Source organism: Citrobacter sp. TBCS-14 (assembly GCF_005280805.1).
Classification (GTDB): domain Bacteria; phylum Pseudomonadota; class Gammaproteobacteria; order Enterobacterales; family Enterobacteriaceae; genus Citrobacter; species Citrobacter gillenii.
The window spans coordinates 1-204 of record NZ_SZWM01000736.1 but is presented as its reverse complement, the minus strand read 5'-3'; the positions used below and the strand labels follow the sequence as shown (position 1 = coordinate 204).

Genomic DNA, 204 nt, shown 5'->3' with positions numbered 1-204 from the left:
CGTCACGCTGTACGTTTTCAGGTCGGCATTCAGCCCGGCAGGCGCGCGCTGGGAATAACCATCACCAAAGCGCACCTCCCTGACCGAAGGCGCCGAAGTCACATCCATACCGGGTTTCACTTTCCAGCGGAATGTTTTCACCGTCCACCTCCAGAGAACATCTCAGCGGCATCAATTTTTACGCCATCTTTCACATGAACTCAA

At 54.4% G+C, this 204-nt stretch carries 1 protein-coding gene; it reads right to left on the bottom strand.

Features of this window, described 5'->3' with window-relative positions:
• A partial coding sequence (locus FDX22_RS20995) for a phage tail protein (protein WP_170983417.1) occupies positions 1–141 on the bottom strand: 141 nt, incomplete at its 3' end.
• Positions 142–204: the final 63 nt, after the last annotated feature.